Source organism: Croceitalea sp. W27, from assembly GCF_055693185.1.
Map to the genome: position 1 here is coordinate 3,663,206 of NZ_CM146327.1, position 21,175 is coordinate 3,684,380.

Below are 21,175 nucleotides of genomic sequence, written 5' to 3' on the forward strand. Positions count from 1 at the left end.
GAGTTATGAAGACAATAAACTTAAAAAAAGGTATAATATCAAAAATTGGAATAGGCGCATTTGCGGTCATTACAATGGTATTTGCCGGTTGCGAATTTATAGAAGATTTGCCTGAGGCTAATTCTATTGATGATGAAACACCGCCTAGTGCATTTTTTACATTTTCTGCAGGTGTTGAAGTTGAAAATTTTAATGAGGTTCAATTTGCAAATCAATCGGATAATGCTACCGATTTTCTTTGGGACCTTGGAGATGGCACAACCTCGACTGATATAGACCCTGTAGTAATTTATCCGGGAGAAGGCGAGTTTACAGTAACACTTACTGTATCTGACGCTTTAGGCCAAACGGATGTTTATTCAGAGACATTTGAATTGATTGAGCCAGATGCTCCGGCAGTACCTGATCCAGTATTGTTAAATCCTGAGTTTGTAAGGTCGCCGAAATCTTCAGGTTCAGATTGTACTTGTTCTGGATGGATTAATACGGATGTAGGTGAACAAGGAGAATCAAGTAGTGGAAATGGTTCTGATGTTTTAAAATTTGATGATCGTGAACCAGACCATGTTTATCAAGAGTTTGCAGTTACACCAAACGCTGATTATAGAGTGGAAATACCGTATTTATTTCAATCGGATATTGCTACCGGTAATTTGCCAAGTTCGTTAGAGATTCGTGTGCTGGCTGGTGAGGGTTATGTTGATGGCTATACTCCTGCTTATTTTACTGATACTACTGAGATTCCACAGTCTGGTTTTGGCTATACTTCTGTTGATCAGACTTTAATTGCAGATAACAACTTGGATATTCAAGTGGTCACTAATCCAGCAGACAGCGAATACAGAACCTTTACGTTCATATTCAACTCTGGATCTAATGATAGCGTTGCCCTGTATATAAGAGGAATTGGAAATGCAGGTCCTGAAGATCCTGCCGATTTTGCCAGATATGGTTTTTCAAGTGGAGATGAAGAGATTAGAATTGATTCTGTAACTATTACTGCAGTTAATTAGCGATAAACCATAATTAAGCTTAATGAAATTTTTGGTAGTTTTTTGTTTTTTTATTCTAACGAGCGCTATTACATCAGCGCAAAAATCTGATGATGATAGAACTGATGTACAATTGAGTGCAAAAAAGAAAAAGAATAAAAAAAAGAGGGTAAAGCTGCCAAAAATTGATTTAAGTCATTGGAAGGTAACGATTCCTGAAGGCAAAGGTAAGGGAGGGGCGATAAGTGTATCACCACCTGAAATTCTTGATTATGCGAGTAATGAAGTTTTAAAACCATTCATGTATAATGATTCAGTTTCAGGAGCTTTGGTTTTTTATGCCTATCCAACAGATGCTACTACAGCGAACACCAAATATTCTAGGTCAGAGCTAAGAGAACAAATGGAGCCTGGTAATGATAAGGTTAATTGGACATTTTCTCAAGGTGGATATCTAAAGGCAAAAATGGCAATGGGCGAAGTTTCTAGGGCTGATGATGGAAAGTATCATAAGGTAATTATTGCTCAAATTCATGGGCGGTTAACAAATGAACAACGTGAACTGATTGGTCAAAAAGATAACAATGCGCCGCCCATTTTAAAGATTTATTGGCAAAACGGAAAGATTCGAGTAAAAACGAAAGTTTTAAAGTTTGCGGGTGTTGATCAAAAAGGAATTTTATACAAAGAAGCATGGACTGACGATAAAGGTCAAAATTTTGAACAAGAGGTAGGTTTTAGAAAATTTACGATAGAAGTTAAAGTCACTGATGGTAAAATGGTAGTCTCATTAAATAAAAATGAATTTTTTGTTTATGATAGCGCAAGTATAAAACGTTGGGGAATATTTGAAAACTATTTTAAGGTGGGCAATTACTTTCAAACGAGAGATAAAGGTGCTTATGCAAGTGTTAAACTTTATGAACTGGATGTAGCACATTAAAAATGACTATATGAAACTTGATTTGAACTTTAAACTTTTAAAGCATATCTCGGAGAAACTGTTCGTCATTGTTATTGCCATGATTTTAATTTACGGTTGTAATAGTGAAGGAAAGGATATCCCAATTGAAGAAATAGAGGAAGAAGTTATTCTAGAAGATGATACCATTGGTGAAGATAATAATCCTTCGTTTGTTCTACCTGAAATAGATTTGAACAATTGGAAAGTTACTTTACCAATTTCAAATAATGGAAAACCAATTGAAGTTGAACCCCCTGAAATTTTAGATTATGCTAACAATGAGGTTTTGAAACCATTTATGTATAACGACTCAATTAATGGTGCACTGGTTTTTTATACGTACCCCGGTGCTACAACAACAAATTCATCGTATTCAAGAACTGAGTTAAGAGAGCAAATGGACCCCGGTAGTAATTCAACAAACTGGACGTTCGCAGAGGGTGGAAGTATGAAAGGGACACTTTCCTTAGAAGAAATTTCTAAAGATAATGATGGTGATTATCACCGAACTATGATTATGCAAATTCACGGAAGATTAACAAATGCACAGCGTGACCTAATAGGTGAAAATGATAATAATGCACCGCCAATGCTAAAAATTTATTGGCAAGATGGGGCAGTAAGAGTTGTAACAAAAGCCTTAAAAGATTTGTCCGCTTCGGATACCGAAATACTGTATACAGATGCTTGGCAGGATGGAGAGAGTTATATTTTTCCGGATAAAGTTGATTTTGAAAAATTTACGATTGAAATAAAAGCATCGGAAGGAAGGATGGAAGTGATATTGAATGAAAGTGATTCTCAAGTGTTCGAAGGTGTTCACATAGAAAAATGGGGCGTTTTTGAAAACTACTTTAAGGCAGGAAATTATTTGCAAACTACGGATTCAGAGGCATTTGCAAAAGTTAAATATTATGATTTACTAGTTGAACATTAATAAGTATTTGAGTTAGTTTAGTTATGACATGGGCTGTTGATTTTTTCCTTATTAACAGCCTTTGTAAACTACATTGAAATAATGTTTATATAATTGAAATCAATAACCGATAGTTGAAGTAATTTTCATAAATTTAACAAACCAATCTGGTTAACCAATTTGGTCAATTAAAAAAATACTATGAAAGTTGAGGTTTTAACCAACAATGAGAAACGAGATGTGCAGCAAAGTATAATTGCTAAACTTCGCGATTTAATTGAGTATAAAAACTTAGAGCCTGGTGATAAGTTACCTTCAGAGCGTATGCTATCCGAAAAGTTCGAGGTAAGTAGAAGTAATATTCGTGAAGCCATTCAAAAATTGGAGTTTTATGGAATCTTATATTCTAAACCCCAAAGCGGAACTTTTATTGCAGATATTGGGCGTGTTGCTATGAGCGGTATGATGGAGGATATCCTTGGACTAGAAGAACCAGATTTTAAATCATTAGTAGAGACAAGAATTTTATTGGAACTTAAAACAGTGCGATTGGCGGCGCTTAGAAGAACAGATGAAGATTTAGAGGCAATGCAATCTGCCTTGGATGCCTATAAAAATAAGGTGTTGAATAAAGAAGATGCTGTAGAAGAAGATTTGTTATTTCACCTTGCTATTGCCAAAGCAAGTAAGAACAGCTCTATGAATACGTTTATGTTGATTATTACCCCTGAGATTATTACAAATTTTGAAAAGTATCATGTTTGTGATTCAAATCAATCTTTTAAAGGTATTCAAGAACATGAAAATATATTTATGGCGATTAAAGACCAAGACCCAAAAAGAGCCAAAGAGATGATGAAAGTTCATTTCAATGTATTATATCAATATTGTTATCATACAAATAACTAAGTTGAAAATTTTGAAAACAAAAAGTGCACGATTTTGTTTTCAATGTATATCATAAGGAGGGAGTAAAATTTGATGGATTACATGTCGATACCATTTTATGCCGGTCATTGAATATCCGATTTTACTATATAGACTATAGTCGTAAAGGGCTTGCGAGAAGGCTTTAAAGCTTTGCGGCGGGGTTTTTATCAAGTAGTAATTAGAACATATATTATGAAAGTAAAAGGATTAAGATGGTGGATTATAATATTGATTTTTGTAGCTACCGTTATAAACTACATCGATAGAACGGCATTCGCTTTACTTTGGCCACAGATGGGTGAAGACTTAGGTATGGATAATTCTGATTACGCCCTAATGCTCAATATTTTTATGATTACCTATGCCGCAAGTAAATTTTTATCCGGTAGGTTGTATGATAAGATTGGAACTAGAATAGGCTTTATAGTGTCCATTGTAGTATGGTCCTTGGCCGCTGCTTTTCATGCACTTGCAAGAGGTGTAGCAACCTTGTCCATAGTGAGAGGTTTATTGGGGCTTGGCGAAGCAGGATTGTGGCCCGGAGCAGTAAAGAGTAATGGCGAATGGTTCCCAGTAAAACAAAGGGCTTTGGCACAGGGCATATTTAATGCTGGAGCATCAATAGGTAATGTAGTGGCTCCAGTAATCATCGTTTTTCTTTATGCCCAATTTGGATGGAAATCAACTTATCTGATTTTAGGTGGTTTAGGGTTGTTGTGGGTAGTTCCATGGTATATAGTGAACAAGTCAAAACCTGAAGATCACCCTTGGATGACCGAGGATGAGCGAAACTTAATACTTAATGATAGAATTGCCAATAATGATGTGGCGGTTGAAGGTGCCAAAAGCTTAGGGGTTTTAGAAATATTGAGTTTTAAACAACCTTGGGGAGTTTTACTTTGTAGATTCTTTATTGAGCCGATTTGGTGGTTTTTTGCAGGTTGGATGCCAATTTATTTGAATTCAAAATTCAGCCTTAGTATAGAGGAGATTGGAAACACCATGTGGATTTCATATCTAATGGCCGCTGCTGGCGGAATTGTAGGGGGTTATGTTACCGAGTTGATTATAAAACGTACTTCCGTAGATTTTGGAAGAAAAGCTAGTATAGTAGTAGGAAGTGCTTTAATCATTCTAGGATTTGTTTGCATTATAATGTTCGTTAGTGATTCCAATTATATGACCTTTATTTATTTGGCAGGAATAGCACTTTTCGGATTTCAGTTTGCTATAGGAAACATTCAAACACTGTCCAGTGATTTATTTAAAGGACCGTCAGTTGGTACTTTAGCAGGCCTTGCAGGAACAGTTGCAGCCTTTTCCCCAATAATAATGAATTGGTTTATAGGTAATATAACCAAAGGCGGTTCGTATACCCCAGCTTTTATTGCTATAACATTATCGGTGGTATTGGCAGTAATATCAATTTTCTTTTTAATTAGAAAAGTAGGGTTAGTAAAAACAGAAAATAAAATTTAATCAAGAAAATACACTTATAAAAGATGAGTAAGAATGTAGGTAAAGTTGCCGTAGTAACAGGAGCAACAGGAGGCATAGGTTTTGAAGTTGCAAAAAGATTAGGTGAAGATGGTTATACCGTAGTTTTGAACGGTATAGAAGATGAGGTCGGGGAGGAACGGGTAAAAGAGCTTGTTGCCAAGGGTATCAAGGCTGAATATTATGGTTTCGACGTTACCAGTGAAGAAGCCGTGACGTCCAATATTACCAAGATCGGGGAGAAGTACGGTAAAATAGACGTGCTTGTGAACAATGCCGGAGGCCTTGGCGGAAGATCACGATTCGAAGAAATGACGACGGATTTTTACAGGTTCGTAATGGCCCTTAACCTTGATTCGGTATTTTTTGCTTCAAGAGCCGCGATACCTTTTCTTAAAAAAGGGGAGCATCCATCCATAATCAATTACACTTCGAACGCAGGTTGGACGGCAGGAGGACCTGGAGCAGGTATCTATGGTACGTCAAAAGCGGGAGTCCATGCGATAACAAGGGCATTGGCAAAGGATTTAGCGGAGTATGGTATACGGGCGAACGCGGTTTCACCGGGTACTATAGACACGCCTTTCCATGCACAAATAAAGGCCACCAAGCCAGAGGTTTTTGCTTCGTGGGCGAATAATATCATGCTTGGCAGGTTAGGGCAGCCCGAAGATGTTGCGGGAGTAATTTCCTTTCTGGCGAGCAAGGATGCCTCGTTCATTACGGCGGAAACGATTCAAATTGGAGGCGGACAAGCTTTAGGAATATAATTTAAATTAAATGGGCAAACTAAAAGGAAAGGTAGCTGTAGTTACCGGAGGATCTAGAGATATTGGTCAAGCAATAGCGATCAAGCTTGCAAAAGAAGGCGCTAAAGTTGTAGTTAATTACTACAATACTGAATTAGGGGCAAATGAAACTGTTTCAAAAATAAAAGTGCTAGGTCAAGAAGCAATAGCAGTCAAAGCCGATGTTTCAAAACTTTCAGATATCGAACATTTAAAGCAAAAGACCATAGAAGCCTTTGGTGATAATGTGGATATTTTGGTAAATAATGCCGGTGGACTTTTCGCTCGCAAGACCTTACAAGAATTTGACGAAGCGTTTTATGACTTGGTCATGAACGTAAACTTTAAATCTACTGTGTTTGTAAGCCAAGCTTTTGCACCTTTAATGAGTTCTGGTAGCTCCATAATAAATCTTTCTTCACAGGCGTCTAGAGATGGCGGCGGCGGCGGTTCAGCGCTATATGCTTCTTCTAAGGGTGCTGTAACAACCTTTAGTAGGGCAATGGCAAAAGAATTGGGCCCAAAAGGGATTCGGGTGAATGCGATTTGCCCTGGTCTAATTGGCACTAAATTTCATGATGACTTTACAAAAGATGAGATTCGTGCTAAAGTAGCGGCTTCAACACCACTACGAAAAGAGGGCGCTGCGGAAGAAGTTGCAGATTTAGTTGCCTATTTGGCTTCTAACGAGTCTTCTTTTATAACAGGAAACAATATAGATATAAATGGAGGTTTGGCCTTTAGCTAAAACAACATACAGAATAATAGCAATTAAAATAATTAAGTTTTTAGATGAAGAAAGTAGTGACCTTTGGTGAGATTATGCTTCGTTTAGCACCGCCGGGATTTTTAAGATTTTCTCAGGCCAATAGTTTTGATGTGGTCTATGGGGGTGGAGAATCTAATGTGGCCGTATCCTTGGCCAACTATGGTGTGCCAGTAGATTTTGTGACAAGATTACCCAAAAACGATATTGGTGATTGTGCTCTGATGGAAATGCGCAAACGTGGTGTAGGCACGGATAAAATCATATTTGGAGGAGACCGATTAGGAATTTATTTTTTAGAGACCGGTGCAGTTTCAAGAGGATCAAAAGTAGTTTACGATAGGGCATATTCCGCAATTGCCGAAATAGAAAAGGGAATGATCGATTGGGATGCTGTCTTCGATGGGGTTGAATGGTTCCATTGGACAGGCATTACCCCAGCCATTTCTCAAGGGGCTGCAGATGTTTGTTTAGAAGCTGTAAAGGCGGCATCGGCTAAAGGTATTACTATTTCTACTGACCTTAACTACAGAGCAAAACTTTGGAAATATGGTGGTAATCGAGAAGCGATCATGACAGAACTAACAAGCTATTGCGATATTATTTTAGGTAATGAAGAAGATGCAGAAAAGCACTTTGGTATCCATCCAGAAGGCCTAGATGTTCATAAACATGGTCATGAGGTGAAGGCAGAAGCTTTTCTATCGGTTTGTAAACAGATGATGAAGAAATTTCCAAAGGCAAAAAAAGTAATTACGACCTTGAGGGGTTCTATTTCTGCTTCTCATAATACATGGGCAGGTGTCTTATATGATGGAAATAAAATGTATGAGACGCGCCAATATCAAATTACGGATATTGTTGATAGAGTAGGAGGAGGAGATTCATTTATGGGAGGCCTCATTTACGGATTGTTAAAATACCCTGAGGATGATCAAAATGCTTTAGACTTTGCTGTTGCCGCTTCGTGTTTAAAACATACCATTAAAGGTGATGCAAATTTGGTTACGGTAGCAGAAGTTGAAAAATTAATGGGTGGAGATGCTTCTGGTCGTGTAGCAAGATAGATATAGTTATGGCACAATATTCAAGAATAGAAGTTGCAAATGTGATGAAAGAATCAGGGATGGTTCCCTTATTTTATCATCCTGATGTTGAAGTGGGTAAAAAGGTACTAAAGGCATGTTTTGATGGCGGAGCAAGATTGATGGAGTTCACTGCTCGAGGTGATTTTGCGTTTGAAGTGTTTTTAGAGTTGAGCAAATATGCAATTAAGGAGCTTCCGGGAATGATTATGGGAGTAGGCTCAATTACCGACGCTGCTGCGGCAAGTATGTTCATGCAGATGGGTGCTAATTTTATTGTTACTCCTTCATTGAGAGAAGATATTGCTAAAGTTTGCAATAGAAGAAAAGTATTGTGGTCACCAGGCTGCGGTTCGTTAACTGAAATCAACAATGCAGAAGAACTAGGTTGTGAAATTGTTAAACTATTCCCGGGATCTACTTATGGTCCAGGTTTTGTCAAGGCCATTAAGGGGCCACAACCATGGACGCATGTCATGCCAACCGGCGGTGTTAGTACTGATGAAGAAAACTTAAAAGGATGGTTCGATGCTGGTGTAACTTGTGTTGGTATGGGCTCTAAACTAATTAGCAAAGAGATGCTTTCCAATGGGGATTTTAAAGGACTTGAAGAAAAAGTCCGTACTACTTTAAAGACTATAACCCAAGTAAGAAGCTAGGTTGTATGGACAAGGTAAGCGCAAGTAATACATCATTACTCAAAAAAATACTTGCAGCGCTACTAGCCTTTGGGCCTGGAATTTTTGCTATTGGTTACACCATTGGAACGGGCAGCGTAACATCAATGATTGTTGCAGGAAGCACCCATGGTATGCAATTGTTATGGGTGCTGTTACTAAGTTGTCTTTTTTCAGGAGTTCTGATTTACGTTTACGGTAATTATACCTTGCTGACAGGTGAAACAGCCTTGTTTGCCTTTAAAAAGCATTTGAAGTGGGGTAAGGTCATGGCGATTTTGATTATTGTAGGAATCGCTTTTGGGCAATGGAATTCCTTAATGGGGATAATGGGTATTTCATCAAATATCATTTTTGAAATTATTCATATTTATTTTCCAACAGTCGGTGACCATCAATATGAGACTGTTCTAATAATAGCAATTTTAGTAATTGCTATTATGTATGGCCTACTAATGGTAGGGAGATATACATTTTTTGAAAAGATTTTGGTTGTTTTTGTAACCATAATGGCGTTCTCTTTTCTGATATCGCTTTTTATGGTTTATCCTTTACCCATTGAGGTGGCCAAAGGTTTAGTTCCTTCAATTCCTTCTGTAGAAGGAGGTAAAATGATGGTGGCAGCATTCGTAGGTACTACAATGGCAGCAGCTACATTTCTTTCGAGACCTTTATTTGTTCAAGGAAAAGGATGGACAATTAAGAACCTTAAACAACAAAAGAAAGATGCCATTATCGCAGCGTGTTTGGTCTTTTTTATCAGTGCTACAATTATGGCTGTTGCATGTGGTGCACTTTTTCAGAGTGGGCAACCTGTAACCAAGGTTTTAGATATGGTTGAAGTATTAGAGCCAGTTGCTGGAAAATTTGCACTTACCCTTTTCTTTTTTGGAACTTTAAGTGCTGGTTTATCGTCAATATTCCCCTGTATTCTAATTGCGCCTATATTAGTTGCGGATTACCAATCAGGAAAATTAGATACTACTTCACGTCAATTTAAGTTAATTACCTTTTTTGCATGCCTTTTCGCTTTGATTGTTCCTGTTTTTGGAGCAAATCCAATAGAAATGCAAATTGTATCTCAAGTATTTAATGTTTTTGTGTTGCCACTTGTAATCATAGGAATATTGATCTTGATCAATAATAAAAAATCAAGAAAACTATATAAGACGAGTTTGCTTGTCAATTTAAGCTTATTAGGGGCCTTATTTTTTTCTTGTGTAATTTCTTATAATGGCATTCTGGGGCTGATAGGTTATTTTACCTAAGAATTTAAAGACGATTAAGCAGGATGCGAGGTAGGCACAAGATTAAAGCGGATTTTTAGAGGATACCTTTGTTTTGATGGATGAAGATTTATACCCTTTTTAATGAATATCAATATGTTACTTGTTATGACCTATCCAAATTAGTCGTTTATGTTTAATAACCTCACTGCTCCTGAAACAGGATTATTATTGATATCTACTCCAGAAAAAGTTCCCGTACCTGCTTTGTTTTCAGAAAGAAGCTCATAATTTTTAATGTACAAAGAAGCCTTTAGTAACCTAAAAATACCAGTAATATCAAAGTGAAGTTCCAATATTTGACCCTTGCCCGCAATGGTAACTCTATCATTCTCTAATTCAATATCCTCAATATTGCTTAATATATTATAGTGATATTTTTGAATGCGAAAATCTAGCTCAATCTGCTCATTTTCTAACGAAAAGATAGCCTTATAATCATTTGGTATTTTAGCAAATATGCTAGCATATGGGCTTTGCGGCGATATTTTTGATAATTGTATTGGAACTCTACTAGGAACTATATGACGAAATTTGATTAGCTCTTGGCATATAGCAGGATGAAAATGGACAGATTTTGATTCTTGTTCCATTTCTTGTTGAGAATTCATTTGCACCAGCATTAATTTTCCAGCAATACTATGGTCGTATTTATCAAATGAGGAATATGCGCCAATTAAAATGGGCCTTTCAGAATATGAGGCCATGCCTACATAGAAAATCATTTTAGAACCTTGTATTTTCTTATTCTGAATGAAGTGCTTACAGTCAAAATGAACAAAATTGTTCTCTTGTTTTATAGTGCCGAACAAGTCATAAAAAACAGGTTCGTTTTGCGAGTTTAGATAAACAAAAGTGAGTTCAAAAGTTTTCCAGTTATTATGGATGGTTAACTGACCTTTGGTCATTTTTTTATCTTCACCGTAATAGTAACATACATAGTAGAATTCTTCATTTTGTGAAAGATTCTGCAGGAGTGTTATTTGTTTTAAGTGCTCATCTTTACTACTGATTTCCTTCTCTATAAAGTCATAGACCCCTGTATACCCCAAATAGTTAAAAAATAAATCTCGATATTCTCTACTTATTTTCACAATGGGCTTGCCGGATACTAACTCACGTTGCTTATTGTAGAGGTATTTTCCATTCACATAGTCCTTTAAGACTAGTTCCAAGTCGTTTTTTAAGTTTGGCTTTTCACTATCGTAATTACCGAAACCATAAAGTTGAAAATCTTTGTAGTTTTCAATAGCATGCGATTTTTTAAAATGTCGAACAATTGCCTCTAATAAAGTATTAAAGGTGTATTTGGTGAGCAACAAAGGACTATTATCTGATTGAAGTTTTTTATATTCCATAAAATTCCAATTATTTATATTGGAATTACTAAAAATATAAAAACTATTTGGAATAAATGATTTGGAATAATAGATAATTTACATTTAGGGAATAACTAACAACTAAAAAGACTATGTTCAGAGCTATTATTTTAATTCTATTGATTGTGCCGAGTGCAATGTTTGCCCAGCAGACAGAGGTCAGCGGTAATGTTACGGCTTCGGAAGGCCCTCTTTTAGGAGTGTCCGTTGTGGAAAAGGGATCAACAAATGGAACGACAACAGATTACAAGGGAAATTACGCCATTAGCGTAAGAAATGGTGCTACATTGGTTTTCTCGTATTTAGGCTATAAAACGCAGGAAGTTGCAGTAACAGGAAATACGATAGATGTTACCATGGAGGAGGATGCTTCACAATTGGATGAGGTCGTGGTAAAAGGATTCGAAAATGTTGTCGGTCAAGCCAGAAGAAGGGCAGAATCCGTCCAATCTATACCCGAATCTGTAGTCACATTTACAGCAAAAGATATCGAAACAAAGGGTATTAGCAATGTGCAAACTTTTGCAGACCAAATTCCTAATGTAAATTTTACGACTTCTCAGAATGTGGGTAATAATTTTATTACAGTGCGCGGTATTTCACAAATAAGAAATGGTGATGCGCCTATCGCATTTGTAATAGATGGTGTTACATTGCCAGATGCGAACCTTTTGAATCAAGAACTATTCGATGTTGCTCTTATTGAAGTAGTAAAAGGTCCTCAAGGTGCTTTATATGGTAAAAATGCAATCGCAGGAGCAATTAATATTGTAACCAATGAACCTACCAATACGTTCAGAAACAAATTTCAAGTAGGTTACGGAAACGGTAATTTGTTACAGGCACAATTGTCCTCTACAGGACCATTGGTAAAGGACAAACTATTTTACCGCATTTCAGGATCCTACAAAAAGGGGGATGGCCTATTAAATAATGAGACATTGAATAACTCACCTGATTTTATTGAAGATTTATCTTTAAGGGCACAAATAAAGGCCAACTTATCTTCAAAAGTTTCTGCTACGCTAACAGGTCAAATAATTGATACTGAAGCGGGAGCGGTTTACTATGCTTCACCAACCAATGGCAGTGCTAAAATTGCACCAGATGATTACGATAATTTAGGTATTGTTGCCGATCAAAGAGGTGTTGGTACGCTTAAGGGTACATACGGAAACTTAAAAGTAGATTTTAATTTAGATAAGGTTAAGGTTACATCATTGACTACCTATAATGAGGGAAAAAGAAATGCCTTTGGTGATTTAGACTTTACTCCAGCAGATGTTCTTAGGCAAGACCAAGATAGTGATACCAAGACTTTTAATCAAGAAATCCGTTTAGGATCGGTTACTGATGCAGATAGCAAGATAAATTGGGATTTAGGAGCATTCTATCAAAATTTGGATAAAACCTTGATTACTCGAGCATCTGCTGATTTTGGTTTCTTTGGCCCTCCATTTGAGCCAACAGGTACCCAGAGTCCGCTAGCCGTAGGAGATTTTACCAATACATACAAAACGTTCGCGGTATTCGGTTTTATGGATTTTAAAGTTTCGGACAAGTTAACGCTATCGGCAGGGTTACGATATGATAGTGACAATATTAGTCAAGACAATAGAAGTGAAGGAACTAAGCCAAGTAGAGTAGATACACAATTACAGCCTAAAGTATCCTTGGCTTTTCAAGCAACAGACAATATGTTGATGTATGCCAACTACGGTAAAGGATATAGAACTGGTGGTTTTAATCAGGGGCAAACCGTTCGTTATGATACCTCGTTTAATGCTGAAACAACGGATAATTACGAGATAGGCATTAAAAATTCTTATTGGGACAATCGCTTTATTTTGAATGTGTCGGGATACTATATAGACTTTACAGACCAACAGCTGTATGCACTAGTACTTAATGGTGGAGCAGGGCAGATACTTATTGGAAACTTTAATGTTGCAGAGAGTCTATCTGTTGGATTTGAGGCAGACATGCGAATTAGAGCTAGTAATTGGTTAGATATTTTAGCTAGTTACGGTGTAAGTAAATCAAGAATTGAAAATGGTACCTCAACTGTTAGTACGGGAGCGAATGAAACAATAGATGTTTCTGGCAATGCCACCCCGTTGGTACCGCAAGATAGTTATAGCTTAGGACTGGAATCTCGTTTTGATATCTCTGATAAGATTGCTTTTAATGGTAATGTTAATTTAGAAGGAACAGGTGAAATGTATTGGCATGAAGATAATGCGGCTGTCTCTCCTAGATACAGTTTATTGAATGCCAGGGCTAATTTTACATTCGACAAGTTTACCATTGGTCTATGGGGAACAAACCTTACAGATACCCAGTATATTACCGAATTTTTCGATCAAACCTTTTCCAATGGAGGTTCTGATTTGACCTGGTTAGGTCAGCCTTCTGCTTACGGTGCTACTTTAACCTATAGGTTTTAATTAAGGCATTTACGCTACAAAATTAAGTTTGAGTGAGAGTTAGTTTAAGAAAGCCACTAAAGTATTGGTGGTTTTCTTTTTCTTAAAAAAAAATATTTATGAGGGTTGCTACAGATATTGGTGGAACTTTTACGGATTTGGTGTGTTTGGAATTTGATCAAGAAAGCGGTAAACCAATAGGAGTGCGCGTTGGCAAATCTGATACTACACCCGCCAACTTTGAAGAAGGTATTTTAAATACCATTGAAAAAGCTACTATTGATTTAAAGGAGATTGATTTTTTTGCGCATGGCACAACAGTAGTCATTAATGCCTTAACGGAAAGAAAAGGTGCGAAAACAGCTTTAATTACAACAAAAGGGTTTAGGGATGTACTTGAGATTGCTCGCTGTAATAGACCTGACTTATTCAATTTTAATTTTGTAAAACAGGCCCCTTTTGTTCCGCGATTTCTCAGATTTGAAGTTGAGGAACGTATCAATTACAAGGGTGAAATTTTAAAGAGTCTTAATACAAGTACGTTAAAAGCAATTATTAAGACATGTGAAGAAGAACAAGTAGAGGCCATTGCCATCTGTCTTTTACATGCTTATAAAAATCCCGAACATGAAATAGCTATAGCAAAAGAAATAGCTCAACTCAACACGGATATTGAGATAATTTCTTCTTATGAAGTTACAAGAGAATGGAGGGAGTATGAACGTACGAGTTCTACAGTGCTATCAGCATATGTGCTTCCTATCGCAAAGAGATATTTAAGCAATTTAGAAGAAAAACTGAACAAGAATGGACTAAGAGATGCACCTTACATCATGCAGTCTAATGGCGGCATTACGACCATTAATGATGTGAAATCCAATCCAATTACCATGGTCGAGTCCGGACCGGCTAGCGGGGTTTTCGGAGCAATCGCCTTAGGGAAAGTAATAGGTAGAAAAGACTTGATTGTACTTGATATTGGAGGAACAACCGCTAAGTGTGCATTAGTAGAAAACGGGCAAGTTAAGATTACCACTAATTATAAAATAGAACATTCTAGAACAAAGGCTGGTTATCCCATCCAAACCCCAGTCATAGAGATTGTAGAAATTGGTAATGGTGGCGGAAGTATTGCCTGGATAGATAAAGGCGGTAAAATGCACGTAGGTCCAAAAAGTGCAGGTGCTATTCCTGGCCCAGCAGCTTACGGTCGTGGAGGCGAGAACCTCACTACTACGGATGCCAATATCATTACAGGTAGAATTCATCCAGATTATTTTTTGGGCGGAGAACTACAACCAGATTACCACAATATCGAAAATGCCTCCAAACCACTTTGTACTGCTTTAAAAGCTAGTAAAGAAGAGATAGCAAAAGGTATCTTACGTGTAGCCAATGCCAATATGATAAATGCGCTAAAATTAATTTCTGTAAATAAAGGACATGATCCAAGAGATTTCACCATGATTGTTATTGGCGGTGGTGGTGCGATGCACGGTGCGGATTTGGCTCGCGAATTACAAGTAAAAGAGTTAGTCGTTCCTCAAAACGCAGGCGTTTTCTCTGCTTTTGGCATGTTGATGTCAGATATCCGAAGAGACTATATTAGAACTAGTGTAATTTCATTAAATCAAGATGCAACGAATGTAATTACCGCCAACTTTCAAGATATGAAGAACGAAGCATTGGTAAACTTTAAGAAGGATAATTATGAAGAAGCTCAAGCAAGTTTTTCGCATTACGCAGATTTAAGGTACATGGGGCAAGAACATTATGTAAAAGTAAAGCTCGAAGGTCTTTCAAGTGCTAATTTTTTAGAAGATGTGATTATGACTTTTCATAAAGAACATCAAAGACAGTTTACCTTTCAGCTAGATGCTCCGGTAGAGTTGGTTAATTATCACTTAGTAGCTGAAGTTGAAGTTGATAAACCAGATTTTCCACAAATGAAATGTTCTGGTAAACAGGTTGAACAAGCTGTTTTTGATGAAAGAGAAGTAGACTTTGATGATTTAGGAAAACAGCAAACATCATTTTATAGAAGAGAAGGTTTGGAGCCAGGAATGAATTTTAAAGGCCCTGCTATAATTGCTGAGAAAGCAACAACAACAGTAGTTACGCCAGAGCACGATGTTAGTATAGATGAATATGGAAATTTGATTTTGACACTTTAACAACATTAAAATGGAAAGGTTCACACTTGAGATAATACAAGATGCATTAGTAGCAGCCGGAGACGAAATGTTTCAGACCCTGCAACGCACCAGTATGAGTCCTATTATCTATGAGTCCTTAGATTATGCCGTTGGCATAATTGATGTTAAAGGAGAATTATTAGCTCAAGGTAATGGTGTTACGGCGTTTCTGGCCGCCTTGGATTCAGTGGTACGGGACACCTTAAAAAAATTTCACGGTGAGAATATGCTAAGGGAGGGGGATGTTGTTATAGCAAATACCCCATATGCAGGCGGTGGAACACATTTATCCGACGTTTCAATAATCTTTCCAGTTTTTTATGACGGGAAACTCGTGGCTTTTACCGTAAATAAAGCGCATTGGACAGAACTAGGAGGTACTTTTCCAGGTTCGGTTTCAACAGTTTCAACTGAAATATATCAAGAAGGACTCCATTTTCCCTTCATAAAAATAAAATCTAAAGGTGAAATAAATGAGGCCATTATAGATTTGATCAAGGCAAATGTTAGGTTACCCGATAGTACTTTGGGTGATTTATTTGCAGGTATAGCGGCGGCAGAGGTGGGGGCCAACAGGGTCTGCTCCATTATTAAAAAATATGGTTTAGAGACTTTTGAATTGGCCATTGCAGACTTTTTGGAGTATGGTGAGCGTATGTGTTTGGAAGCGCTGAAAGAGATTCCTAATGGAGCTTATTTTGGAACAGCGGAAATTGAGGATAATGGTTTTGGAGAAGGTCCTTTTCCGATAAAAGCAAAGATAACAGTTACGGATACTGAGTTTATAGCAGATTTTAACGGTTCTCATCCACAAGTTAGAGGAGCAACGAATTTGTCATATAGCGCTCTGGTAACAGGTTGTAGAAGTCTTTTCAAAGCTATTACCACACCCAAAATGGACGCCAATGGGGGCACTTTTAGGCCAATGAAGGTTATATGCGAGCCAGGGACGATAGTAAGTGCAGAAACACCGTCCGCTGTCTCTGTGTATTATGAGGTTATGATTACTGCTATAGATTTGGTTTGGAAAATTTTAGCACCGTTGATTCCAGATAAATTACCTGCAGGGCATATGCGTTCGGTATGTGCCACATTTATATCTGGAATTCATCCCGATACCAATCAATTCTATATTCAGGCAGAGCCTCTAGCTGGTGGTTGGGGAGCATCCGCGACCCACGACGGAAATAGAGGGCAACTTTCTTGCGGAAGTGGTGAGTCGTACAATATTCCTATTGAAATACGTGAAATGCGCTATGGCATTCAGGTAGAACAATATGCCTTCCATAATGAAGGTGGGGGGTATGGAGAATTCCAAGGTGGTAACGGACAGTATCTAGATTACAAAATCACATCAGATGGTGCCTATGTAACCGGAGCATTTTTAGGCGAGAAAACAAAGACTTGGGGTATGAACGGAGGGCAGGACGGTTCTTATAATTATTTCATGATAATAAGAAAAGACGGTACAAAAGAAAGACACAATCTAGGTACAAATATTGAATTGGAAAAAGGGGACATTGTTCGCTGCGTTACGGCAACTGGTGGAGGATATGGTAAACCTGAAAAAAGGCCTAAAGAACAGGTTTTATTAGATGTGAAAAACGGCTATATAACTTCAAAAGAGGCGAAGGAGTACTACAAACTAGTATAATATGGAACTAAAAAAGGTTAGCTATCCAGAACCTGATGAGTACTACAACAAAGAATTGATATCTCAAAGTAACGCTGGTGTTGCTACTATCTGTGGAACGGTTTTTTTAAAGAAAGGAACGCGTATTCCAGAGACAGGTTTCTCTAAACATCCTTTTAATGAAATCTCAATTATAATTGAAGGCTGTATAGAAATGTTAAGTGAAGAAGGGCATCCTATTGGTAAATTAGAAAAAGGAAATGCGGTTTATATCAATGCAGGTGAAGCACAGGCAGGTAATGTTTTAGAGGATACTAAGATTATTTATGTATTAAATCAGAGTCAGTGAAGATATTAAGATTTCATAGGATAGGCGGCCCTGAAGTGTTGCAGTTTGATGAAGTACCTGAAAACAAACCTCAGGAGAAAGAAGTGCTTTTTAGGGTAGAGGCATTTGCTTTGAATCAAGCAGACATATTGTTTATCAATGGTATGCATTACACACAGCCTAATTTTCCTTCTCGAATAGGTTCAGAAGCTGTCGGTGAAGTGGTAGGGGTTGGCTCGAAAGTGACCAAATTCAAAAAAGGAGATAGGGTAACTTCTATTCCTTTTTATACGCAAGACTATGGAGTACAAGGTGAATATGCTACCGTGCCTGAAATGTATTTAACTAAAGTGCCTTCTAAATACTCAATAGAGGAAGCAACATCTTTTTGGATGCAATACTTGACTGCTTATTATGCTTTATTCAAATTAGGCAAAGTGGTTAAGGGCGACTATGTATTCATTGCGGCAACATCAGGAACTGCAGGACAAGGTGCTTTAAAACTAGCAAAAGATGCAGGAGCAATTGTCATAGGTTCTACAAGAACAGTTGTAAAGAAAGATTTTTTGTTTGAGTTAGGTGCCGATTTCGTCATTGTAACTGAAGAGGGAAATACGTTAGAAAGGTTAAAGGAAATCACGAAAGACAAAGGGGTGAAATTTGTTTTTAACCCTATAGGTAGTACTAGCTTTAATCAGCAATACATGTCTGCTCTTTCCTTTGGCGGGTCCGCTGCTATTTATGGTTTGTTAGATGGCGAATTACCTATTTTCCCCATACTTGATGTCGTGAGAAATAATACAACACTTCATGGCTATTCCATGTTCAATTATGTCATGTCCGAAGAATCCTTGGAAGAAGGTAAAAAATATGTTTTAGAAAGAATCGAAAACGGAACACTTAAACCTATAGTAGATAAAGTGTTTGCATTTAAAGACACCATTAAAGCATATAATTATATGTTGAGTGGCAAACAGAAAGGTAAAATAGTTGTTAAAACGGAAAATTAATTTAAGAAAGTAATTATGTCAGACAGCAACGAAAATGTGAAGTGGTTTAGCTTAGCCAGCATTTGGTTTGGCGGTATGGTGAGTGTACCCTCTCTTTTAATCGGAAGTACCTTGATTGCTGCGTTAAGTTTTCAATTTACCCTACTAGCAGGTCTTATAGGTTTTGGTTTTGTAGTACTTTTCATGTCGTTTTTGAGCATTGCCTCTGTAGAAAAGCGAAAAAATACGGTATCACTTGCATCAAGTAGTTTCGGTACCTTGGGCGCCAATATTATCGTAGGTCTGGTAATTGGCATATCTACTTTAGGATGGTTCGGCATACAAAGTAATATAGCAGGAGCCTCATTTTCTAAAATTATTTTAGAAATGAGTGGTACTGATATTCCAGTTTGGTTATCCTCTGCATTTTGGGGTTTGGTTATGATAGTTACTGCTGTTTTTGGTTTTAAGTATCTAAAATGGTTGAATTATATTGCCGTACCAGCTTTAACGGTATTGCTTATTTACGGCTTAATGGTGACTTTTCAAGCACATAGTTTTGATGAAGTGCTGAATTTTAGACCTACCCAACCTATGCCACTCTTTCAGGCTATTGGTTTTACTATTGGTTTTGTAGCCGTAGGTGGGGTTATTTCTCCGGATTACAATCGCTTTGCCGCTACTAAAAAAGATGCCGTTTTAGGTTCGATTATCGGAATTATCCCTTCTGCCATATGTTTGCTAGCGGTCGGGGCCATATTCGCAATAACACAAAACACCTATGATATCGTTGAGATATTCTCCTCTTTAGGATATCCCTTCTTTGCTATGTCGACGCTTATTTTAGCGACTTGGACCACAAACGTGGTGAATATTTACTCTTCTGGTTTAGCCTTTACCAATTTGATTGGATTTAAAGAATCTTCACGTTCAAAGGTTACTTTGGTTGTCGGTCTGGTGGGTATAGGACTTGCCATAATCGGTATACTAACCTACTTCATGGGCTTTATAACAATATTGACCATTGCGATCACACCAATTGCAGGTGTAATGATAGCGGACTATTTTCTTTCTAAGACCTATTCTGACAACCCACAAAAACTAAATTGGAAAGGAATTGTTTCGTGGTTGAGTGGTGTTGTACTGATGTTGGTAATGACATCAGATATTAAGAATATTCTAGGTATTGTTGTTGCTGCCATATGCTATGTTTTATTACAAAAAATTGTAAAGTAAGATGCGGAAAATAGGAATAAATGAAATCGATTATATCGCCCTTGGTTCTACAGTATTGGGCACAGGTGGCGGAGGCGACCCCTATATCGGCAAGCTTTTAGCTAAAGAAGCCATTAAAAAATATGGAAAGGTAAACTTAATGGCTGCTGAAGAATTAAGTGATGATGCTCTTGTGGTTCCCGTTGCAGCGTTTGGAGCACCTATGATATTGGTAGAGAAACTATTTTCAGGAGATGAATTTATTCAAGCTTTTGAAATGATGGAAAGTTACTTAGGTCGAAAAATCGATGCGGTCATGCCTGCGGAAGCTGGAGGCTTAAATGGAGTTATTCCATTTTCTGTTGCCGCCCAAAAAGGAATTCCTTTAGTAGATGCGGACGGCATGGGGCGTGCATTTCCTCGTTTAGAGATGGTGACGTTTACCCTACACGATATTCCTGTTTCTCCTATCGCACAGGCCGATGAAAAAGGCAATAAGAACATATACCATACTATCGACAATGTATGGGGTGAAACCCTTGTCGGTGCTACTACGATTCAAATGGGCGGTAGTTGTGCTATAGGATGTTACCCTATGAATGGAGCTCAGGTTAAAAAAGCTGCGATTCATGGTATTGTCAGTTACGCTCAGGTTTTAGGCGAAGCTATTTTAGATGCTAAAAAGAATAAACAGAATCCAGTGGACGCTCTTATGCAAAAAGCAGCTGCTATAAAGCTATTCACGGGAAAGGTCAGTTCAGTAAAAACGATAATAGATGGTCGTTGGAATAAGGGTGTTTGTGAAGTTTTAGGTTTAGACGAAGACAATGGCAGTTTATTAAAAATTGATTTTCAAAATGAATTTTTAATGGCCTTTAAAGATGATGTACCGATAGCGATGACGCCAGATTTAATTGTACTTATTGATGCAGAAAACGCCCAGCCGATTACAGCGGAGTCGATTCAGTTCGGAACAAGGGTAATCGTAATGGGCATGAAATCAGACCCACAGTGGCGAACAGATGCTGGCATTGTTTTAGGTGGCCCTGAAAAATTCGGATACCAAGAACAATATATTCCTATTGAAGAATTAAATAACCAAAAGTAAC

18 protein-coding genes are annotated in these 21,175 nt (G+C 37.6%); 17 read left to right on the plus strand and 1 reads right to left on the minus strand.

Annotated elements, in window-relative coordinates; genetic code table 11:
- Window positions 1–5 precede the first annotated feature (5 nt).
- The 10 genes from ACZ1GR_RS16700 to ACZ1GR_RS16745 all read left to right on the plus strand — a co-directional run bounded on the left by ACZ1GR_RS16700 (window position 6) and on the right by ACZ1GR_RS16745 (window position 9,883).
- Window positions 6–1,013, plus strand: coding sequence for a PKD domain-containing protein (locus ACZ1GR_RS16700; RefSeq protein ID WP_472609983.1), 1,008 nt, complete (start codon window positions 6–8; stop codon window positions 1,011–1,013).
- A 22-nt stretch (window positions 1,014–1,035) separates the two neighbouring features.
- Window positions 1,036–1,935, plus strand: coding sequence for a polysaccharide lyase family 7 protein (locus tag ACZ1GR_RS16705; RefSeq protein ID WP_472609984.1), 900 nt, complete (start codon window positions 1,036–1,038; stop codon window positions 1,933–1,935).
- Window positions 1,936–1,945: 10 nt separating this feature from the next.
- Window positions 1,946–2,893, plus strand: coding sequence for a polysaccharide lyase family 7 protein (locus ACZ1GR_RS16710; RefSeq protein WP_472609985.1), 948 nt, complete (start codon window positions 1,946–1,948; stop codon window positions 2,891–2,893).
- Between the two features lie 180 nt (window positions 2,894–3,073).
- The gene (locus ACZ1GR_RS16715) at window positions 3,074–3,781 is read left to right on the plus strand and encodes a FadR/GntR family transcriptional regulator (RefSeq protein ID WP_472609986.1); all 708 of its coding nucleotides are present in this window, start codon (window positions 3,074–3,076) and stop codon (window positions 3,779–3,781) included.
- A gap of 213 nt (window positions 3,782–3,994) precedes the next feature.
- On the plus strand, window positions 3,995–5,281 hold the full coding sequence (locus ACZ1GR_RS16720; RefSeq protein ID WP_472609987.1) for an MFS transporter: 1,287 nt from the start codon (window positions 3,995–3,997) through the stop codon (window positions 5,279–5,281).
- A 23-nt stretch (window positions 5,282–5,304) separates the two neighbouring features.
- Window positions 5,305–6,069 (plus strand): SDR family NAD(P)-dependent oxidoreductase, encoded by a 765-nt coding sequence (locus ACZ1GR_RS16725; RefSeq protein WP_472609988.1) that lies wholly within the window; start codon window positions 5,305–5,307, stop codon window positions 6,067–6,069.
- 10 nt (window positions 6,070–6,079) lie between these two features.
- Window positions 6,080–6,835: an SDR family NAD(P)-dependent oxidoreductase gene (locus ACZ1GR_RS16730; RefSeq protein WP_472609989.1), complete on the plus strand. Its 756-nt coding sequence runs from the start codon at window positions 6,080–6,082 to the stop codon at window positions 6,833–6,835.
- Between the two features lie 44 nt (window positions 6,836–6,879).
- Window positions 6,880–7,920: a PfkB family carbohydrate kinase gene (locus tag ACZ1GR_RS16735; protein ID WP_472609990.1), complete on the plus strand. Its 1,041-nt coding sequence runs from the start codon at window positions 6,880–6,882 to the stop codon at window positions 7,918–7,920.
- 8 nt (window positions 7,921–7,928) lie between these two features.
- Window positions 7,929–8,597, plus strand: coding sequence for a bifunctional 4-hydroxy-2-oxoglutarate aldolase/2-dehydro-3-deoxy-phosphogluconate aldolase (locus ACZ1GR_RS16740; RefSeq protein ID WP_472609991.1), 669 nt, complete (start codon window positions 7,929–7,931; stop codon window positions 8,595–8,597).
- A 5-nt stretch (window positions 8,598–8,602) separates the two neighbouring features.
- The gene (locus ACZ1GR_RS16745; protein ID WP_472609992.1) at window positions 8,603–9,883 is read left to right on the plus strand and encodes an NRAMP family divalent metal transporter; all 1,281 of its coding nucleotides are present in this window, start codon (window positions 8,603–8,605) and stop codon (window positions 9,881–9,883) included.
- Between the two features lie 140 nt (window positions 9,884–10,023).
- On the opposite strand, the gene ACZ1GR_RS16750 is transcribed toward ACZ1GR_RS16745, so the two are convergent.
- On the minus strand, window positions 10,024–11,259 hold the full coding sequence (locus tag ACZ1GR_RS16750; RefSeq protein WP_377768205.1) for a hypothetical protein: 1,236 nt from the start codon (window positions 11,257–11,259) through the stop codon (window positions 10,024–10,026).
- Window positions 11,260–11,372: 113 nt separating this feature from the next.
- On the opposite strand from ACZ1GR_RS16750, the gene ACZ1GR_RS16755 reads away from it, so the two are divergent.
- From ACZ1GR_RS16755 to ACZ1GR_RS16785, 7 genes are all read left to right on the plus strand, one after another.
- A complete protein-coding gene (locus tag ACZ1GR_RS16755; protein ID WP_472609993.1) occupies window positions 11,373–13,727 on the plus strand; it encodes a TonB-dependent receptor in 2,355 nt (784 codons plus the stop codon).
- Between the two features lie 98 nt (window positions 13,728–13,825).
- A complete protein-coding gene (locus ACZ1GR_RS16760; RefSeq protein WP_377768207.1) occupies window positions 13,826–15,880 on the plus strand; it encodes a hydantoinase/oxoprolinase family protein in 2,055 nt (684 codons plus the stop codon).
- A gap of 10 nt (window positions 15,881–15,890) precedes the next feature.
- Entirely contained in the window at window positions 15,891–17,555 is a 1,665-nt protein-coding gene (locus ACZ1GR_RS16765; RefSeq protein ID WP_472609994.1) for a hydantoinase B/oxoprolinase family protein, read from the plus strand.
- A gap of 1 nt (window position 17,556) precedes the next feature.
- A complete protein-coding gene (locus ACZ1GR_RS16770; protein ID WP_377768209.1) occupies window positions 17,557–17,883 on the plus strand; it encodes a cupin domain-containing protein in 327 nt (108 codons plus the stop codon).
- A complete protein-coding gene (locus tag ACZ1GR_RS16775; RefSeq protein ID WP_472609995.1) occupies window positions 17,880–18,872 on the plus strand; it encodes a zinc-dependent alcohol dehydrogenase family protein in 993 nt (330 codons plus the stop codon). Before ACZ1GR_RS16770 ends, ACZ1GR_RS16775 begins: the two co-directional genes overlap by 4 nt.
- Window positions 18,873–18,887: 15 nt before the next feature.
- Complete coding sequence (locus tag ACZ1GR_RS16780; protein WP_377768211.1) at window positions 18,888–20,087, plus strand: cytosine permease; 1,200 nt, start codon at window positions 18,888–18,890, stop codon at window positions 20,085–20,087.
- A gap of 1 nt (window position 20,088) precedes the next feature.
- Complete coding sequence (locus tag ACZ1GR_RS16785) at window positions 20,089–21,174, plus strand: DUF917 domain-containing protein (protein WP_472609996.1); 1,086 nt, start codon at window positions 20,089–20,091, stop codon at window positions 21,172–21,174.
- The last annotated feature ends 1 nt before the right edge of the window (window position 21,175 follow it).